General features: G+C 62.1%; 5 protein-coding genes and 3 pseudogenes. 7 read left to right on the top strand and 1 reads right to left on the bottom strand.

Annotated features, from left to right (window positions below; all coding sequences use genetic code 11):
• The 6 genes and pseudogenes from Q0L30_RS08605 to Q0L30_RS08585 all read left to right on the top strand — a co-directional run.
• A pseudogene (locus tag Q0L30_RS08605) lies at nt 1-476 on the top strand (threonine ammonia-lyase, biosynthetic); the annotation flags it as partial.
• A gap of 684 nt (nt 477-1,160) precedes the next feature.
• Nucleotides 1,161-1,304 carry a cellulose biosynthesis cyclic di-GMP-binding regulatory protein BcsB gene (locus tag Q0L30_RS25780; RefSeq protein WP_367277794.1) on the top strand — a complete coding sequence of 48 codons (144 nt, stop codon included), beginning with the start codon at nt 1,161-1,163 and terminating at the stop codon, nt 1,302-1,304.
• 50 nt (nt 1,305-1,354) lie between these two features.
• Nucleotides 1,355-1,964 (top strand): annotated as a pseudogene (locus tag Q0L30_RS08600) (cellulose biosynthesis cyclic di-GMP-binding regulatory protein BcsB).
• Nucleotides 1,965-2,076: 112 nt separating this feature from the next.
• Nucleotides 2,077-3,207 carry a cellulose synthase complex periplasmic endoglucanase BcsZ gene (gene bcsZ / locus Q0L30_RS08595; RefSeq protein WP_296653874.1) on the top strand — a complete coding sequence of 377 codons (1,131 nt, stop codon included), beginning with the start codon at nt 2,077-2,079 and terminating at the stop codon, nt 3,205-3,207.
• A gap of 115 nt (nt 3,208-3,322) precedes the next feature.
• Nucleotides 3,323-3,865 carry a tetratricopeptide repeat protein gene (locus Q0L30_RS08590; protein ID WP_296653870.1) on the top strand — a complete coding sequence of 181 codons (543 nt, stop codon included), beginning with the start codon at nt 3,323-3,325 and terminating at the stop codon, nt 3,863-3,865.
• Nucleotides 3,866-3,997: 132 nt separating this feature from the next.
• A pseudogene (locus Q0L30_RS08585) lies at nt 3,998-4,336 on the top strand (cellulose synthase subunit BcsC-related outer membrane protein).
• A 4-nt stretch (nt 4,337-4,340) separates the two neighbouring features.
• Here the strand turns inward: Q0L30_RS08585 and Q0L30_RS08580 are convergent.
• Entirely contained in the window at nt 4,341-5,027 is a 687-nt protein-coding gene (locus tag Q0L30_RS08580) for a DUF3331 domain-containing protein (protein WP_296653868.1), read from the bottom strand.
• 196 nt (nt 5,028-5,223) lie between these two features.
• Here Q0L30_RS08580 and Q0L30_RS08575 point away from each other — a divergent pair, with 196 nt between their 5' ends.
• Complete coding sequence (locus Q0L30_RS08575; RefSeq protein WP_296653864.1) at nt 5,224-5,454, top strand: hypothetical protein; 231 nt, start codon at nt 5,224-5,226, stop codon at nt 5,452-5,454.
• Nucleotides 5,455-5,648 lie beyond the last annotated feature (194 nt).

Raw genomic sequence — 5,648 nt, 5'->3', positions numbered from 1 at the left:
GCGCGCTGGTGGGCACGCGCAGCGTGACGGAGTTCAACTACCGCATCGACGACGCCGAGCGCGCGCACATCTTCGTGGGCGTGCAGATCCGCAACCGGGGCGAGTCGGCGCAGATCGCGCAGGCGTTCGTCGAGCACGGCTTTGCGAGCGTGGACCTCACGGCCGACGAACTGTCGAAGCAGCACATCCGCTACATGGTGGGCGGGCGCTCGCCGCTGGCGCACGACGAGCGGCTGTTCCGCTTCGAGTTTCCGGAGCGCCCGGGCGCGCTGATGCGCTTCCTGTCATCGATGGCGCCGGAGTGGAACATCAGCCTGTTCCACTATCGTAACCAAGGCGCGGACTACAGTTCGATCCTCGTGGGCATCCAGGTGCCGGGCGCCGATGACGCCGAATTCCGGCGCTTCCTCGCGACGCTCGGCTATCCGCACTGGGAAGAGACGCAGAATCCGGCTTACCGGTTGTTTCTTCAGTAACGGCGCAATGGCACGGTGCGTTGTACGCGAGGCGCATTTCGGCTCCGTGCTGCACCTCACACGCATCCGGCAGCGGGCATTCATGACTGAGTGCCCCGAGGGGAGCGTCGAATGGATCGTGTCGACCCGCGGTGCGGTCGCGCGATCCAGCCGCTATTCGGCGTATGCATTGCCGTGCAATTTCTGCAATGAAGCGAGTGCGTTACGGCCGACGCTCCTCGTCAAATATCTTTACGCCAACGGATAAACGTATCGGCGAATTGGTTTGCTAACGATTTGCTAAATCGACTCGTGCTGGCGCCTAATTCGAACTCAGTGCAATAGATTATTCCGTGACGAATCATGGCGGAGTAATAATTGCATCTAATGTGTTCATTCACATTGCGATTGCCGATGAGGTGGGAGTCGATCGATAGCTCGTGAATACTCGGAAAACCGATCAGGCGAATGGCTCGAAGGTAGTGCAGTTCGAGCCGTACAACCTGTTACGGAAAACGCCTTCTTCCCAGGTTTGGGATGGCCGGATTCAGCCGTCCGATACGGCACGCGTCCGTACGCTTACAAGCGCAAGATGTATCGCAGATAACACGTCGCACGGAAAATGCATTCCATCAACGTTTTACCCTTAATTCCGTACGAATCCAGGACGGGGCATTATTCTGTTTTTGCTATTCTGCCCAATGAATGGCGAATAATTTGCCACGCGATGCGCCGCTCGACCTGCGCTACCGGTACACGATACGCCCGCGTCCCAACCGCGCGTCGATGAACATCAGCGTGAACAACAACTTCGTGCAGGCGTTGCCGATCTCGCCCAGACCCCTGTGATTCTCCCCGACAATCCGCCGCCAGGCGACTACAACCTCTACCCGCTCGCGATGGGGGGCATGGGTGAATCGACCGGTTATCCAGCGGAGGGCGTGACGCCGGGTCTCGCCGCCGACGTGGAAGGACCTGCTGATGCTCGGCGGCCCTGGCTGTCAGCCGCTCCTGCAGCACTGGACCAGGTCGATGCCGTTCTCGATCAACAGGGACACGAGCACGTTCACGTTCTACGATCCGGTGTTCAAGCTCGAAGACTGGTGGCACGGACCGCGCGGAATCGAGTGTGTGCCTGCTCGCGCGGATCTCTCGGTCGTGAGCAACGGCGGTTACGCGCTGATTGCGGGTTTCGAGTCGCCGCTACGGGCCGGACGCAGCGTAGTCACGCTGATCAGCGCTCCGGGCGAGTCGGAAGTGCCGATGAATGCGGCGCTGCTCGCCGCCGACGTGCTGCCTTCGCTTCAGGGCGCAATGAACGTGATCCACGGCCGCTCGGCGACCGTTACGTCGAAGGGCGAGGCGTGCTACATCGGCAAGCTTGCAGCGATCGCGTTTCTGCGCGGGATCTTCTCGTCCCACCCGTTACTGCTCCTTCTGGGTGGCGTGATTGCGGCGCTCTTCTACCGCATCCTGCGCGCCATCGCTGTGCGCCGGATCAGGGAGTGACATGTTGCCCTTCGCAAGGCCCTCTGTGAAGCCACCGGTCGGAGCACGCCGAGCGCCTGGGTGGCGCGGGCGCACGCCGCTTGCGGCACGCGTTAGCCGTCTCGTGCACGGCATGGTGTGTGGCGGCACTACGCTCGCAGCGGTGGGCATGAGCGCACCGGCTGCCGCCGTAACGTGCGGCGACTGGCCGTCGTATCGCACGTTCGTCGAGCGCTTCGTGCAGGCGGACGGGCGCGTGATCGACTTCTCGACGGCGTCGCAGCAGACCACCTCGGAAGGCCAGTCGTACGCGATGTTCTTCGCGCTCGTGGCGAACGACCGCGCGACGTTCGATCTTCTGCTTGCGTGGACGCGCAAGAATCTCGCGGGCGGGCAGTTCGATGCGAACAACGTCCGGCTGCCGGCCTGGCAGTGGGGCCGCAAGCCGGACGGCTCGTGGGGCGTACTTGACCCAAACCCGGCGTCCGATTCGGATCTGTGGATTGCCTACGACCTGCTGCAGGCCGGACGGCTCTGGAACGCGCCGAACTACACCGCGCTTGGCACGGAGCTCGCGGCACAGATCGTGGGCCATGAAGTCGCCGACCTCGCGGGCCTTGGGCCCATGCTGCTGCCGGGCCCGGACGGTTTCGTCAACGCCGGGGTGACGCGGCTCAATCCGAGCTACATGCCGCTGCCGCTGTTGCGCGGCCTCGCACACGATCTGCGCGACGGGCCGTGGACGGCCATCGCGAAGAACACGCTGAAGATCGTGATGACAACGTCACCCCACGGCTTCACGCCTGACTGGGCGGCGTGGCGCCAGGGGCAGTTCGTCGTCGATCCCAAAACCGGTGACCTTGGCAGCTACGATGCCATTCGCGTCTATCTCTGGGCCGCGCTCGCTGCGCCGTCCGATCCGCTGGCGAAACCCTGGCTCAATGCCGTGCACGGGATGAACGACCGCGTCACGCAAACCCGCGTGCCGCCCGAGAAGGTTGCGGTCACAACGGGCAACGGCACGGGCGAAGGCCCGCTCAGCTACTGGGGCGCACTCGCACCGTATTTCGCCGTGCTCGGCGATACGCGCAACCTCGCGCTTGCGCGCGCGCATCTCACCGCGCTCGACAACGGCGCGCCGGGCTACGAGCCTGTGTACTACGACCGTGTGCTGGGCCTCTTTGGAACGGGCGCGCTCGACGGCCGCTATCGTTTCGATGTGAACGGCCAGTTGATCCCGGCGTGGAGAGGCGCATGCGAGTGACCACGCAGTTCGCCCGCCACCGGTTGCGGCCACCGCGTTTGGCACGGGCATGGTGATAATCGACTGAAAGGAAGACGGTAGCGCGCAACAATACCTGACCATACTGCGGCAGCCGGTGTCCAACTATCTCAGCATCGCTGAACCGGGCCGCCGGCTCGGCCAGACGAGCGAGCGCGACCAGATCGTGAACGACGCGCGACGGCTTGCGCAGACGAGTAAGAGCGCGTGGGCGGTCGAGGCGTTCAGGCGGGCGATGGGCGGACAACCCACCTCGCGCGAACTGCGCAGCGAATACTACCAGGTGCTTTCGGCGACGCTGAACGGTTGGGATGAGGCACGCAAGGGCCTCGAGGAACTCGCGCGCGAGAATCCGGACGATCCGGGCTTTGCGCACGCCTACGCGCAGCATCTGATGTATCGCCACGCCACGCCACGCCACGCCACGCGGCGCGATGGCATCGCGCGACACCAGCAACTGGCCGGCGACAGCAAGGTTGGCCGGCAGGCGCCGAAAGCTTGCGAACGCGACTCGCGAGGCGACGGCGCAGCAGGAGGCGAGCACGCAGACGTTTGGTGTGGCACGGGAACTCGCGCAGATCAATCGGGAGCAGGCGAGCACGGTGTCGGGCGGTGTCGTTTTCCGCAATCGCACGGGTGAGGACGGTATGTCGAACCCGCAGGGTGCATGCGGGCGGTTAACGGTCACGTGGTCGTGACAGCTGCGCCCGTCACGGATAGCCTGCTCGCCTACGCCGGCGCGGGCCTTGAATGGGCGGTGCGATGAAGTCGGGTGCGCGCGCAGCGCTGGGTTGGGACCGATGGCACGAGCGGCCTCTATGTCAACGGCCTGTTCCAGCACTACAGCGGCCATCACGTCGAGAACAACGATGAAGGCAAGGGCGGTGGCGGCGTGTATACGTCTCTCTACGAGGACGCTAACCAGAATCTCCTGGCGGGCGTGAACGTGACGTGAATGACGTTCTCCAAGAACCAGTCGTATTACACCTATGGTCAGGGCGGCTACTTCAATTCTCAGCAATTCGTGATTCTGGATCTGCCGCTGGAGTATGCGGGCCGCGATGGCCCGTTCACACACGATCTGAGAAATCGGCGACGCGGCGCGTCCTGATCGCTTACTCGAAGCGCTCAAGCGCTTCGGTTCGGATCATCTGGGCGAGATTCGAGGGGCGTCCGCGCGATCCGCTCACTGGATGGTAGATGCTGTCGCCGCGTGAGATCGCTTCACCTGTGAGCGCGCAGACGCCACGCGAACGCGCAGCGCGCTGCACCCAGCGCTGCTCGCGGTAGTTGCCGCCCGTCGAATCACGCCAGGAGATCGACACGGCTTTTGCACCGATGCGTTCCACGAATGTCACGACGGCATTGCGCCCATAAGTGGCCGCGATGGATGCGAGTTCTGCGACACGGCGGCGCTTATCCGCGGGTGCTTCGGTGTAGACCTCTTCGTTTTGATCGTCGTCGTCCGCGATGGCGTGTTCGCTGATCTGTTCGAGTTGCGAGATCGTCGCGGTCCACGGATCGCCCCGCTGCGCCGACGTAACCGCATGAATCTGTCCACACATCGGATACGCCGGTGCCGCATGCCTCATTGATGTTGTTCGTAGCTGGCTCACGTCGAATTCCTCCGCTGCTTGTGCGATCTCCGCGGTATCGTAACTGCGTGCCTGTACCGAATAAATCCGGTTTCCCCAAATACTCAGTTTGGCTTCCCCAAACAATGGCAAACGTGTCAGCTCCCGGTCATCAATGGCTTGTCTCGCAACGTTGCGACGTTGACAGTGGCGCCGGTGTTCCCGCACAACAAGGCGGCTTCGTGTCTACGTGACGTTGATGCTGTCGCGATTGCGGTGCGCTTCTCTCTCTACTTCTCTACATCTAGATATAGAGAAGCGCACGACATCAAACGCTTGGCCGCTCGCCCTCGACGGAGTGCGTCACGGCATACACAGTTCACTTCTGTGCGAGTGAGCGTCGGTAAAGGGAGTCGAGTACGGCGTGCGTGAAGTCGCGACGGGAGGACGCGCGCTTGATCCTGTTGCCGCGAACAATACGTGCGATGGCGCGCGTCCTGGACGGCTCATCTACCGTTTAAAGAAATATCTGCAAAATGGGGTTGACGAGTATCGATCCGATCTTCATAATCTCGTTTCTCTGCTGCTGACGCAGCGACGCAGAAAGCGCCGGGTAGTTAAAAGTTTTACGGCGGTTTCAGCGAACGATCTTTAAAAATTTACAGCCGATAAGTGTGGGCGCTTGATGCAGTAAGCGACCCCGGTGTGTCCTTCGGGATGGGCCGGGAAAAGCAAAAGTATCAAGAGTCTCACACTAAAGTAAGTCAGGTTTTTGAATTTATTCAGAACCTGTCAGCTTTGAGTGAGCGACCGGTTTCGAGAGAAACCGAACACAGTAACAGGTTTGAA

It is taken from the genome of Paraburkholderia sp. (genome assembly GCF_024281035.1).
Classification (GTDB): Bacteria; Pseudomonadota; Gammaproteobacteria; order Burkholderiales; family Burkholderiaceae; genus Paraburkholderia.
This window is presented reverse-complemented; position numbering and strand designations above follow the sequence as displayed.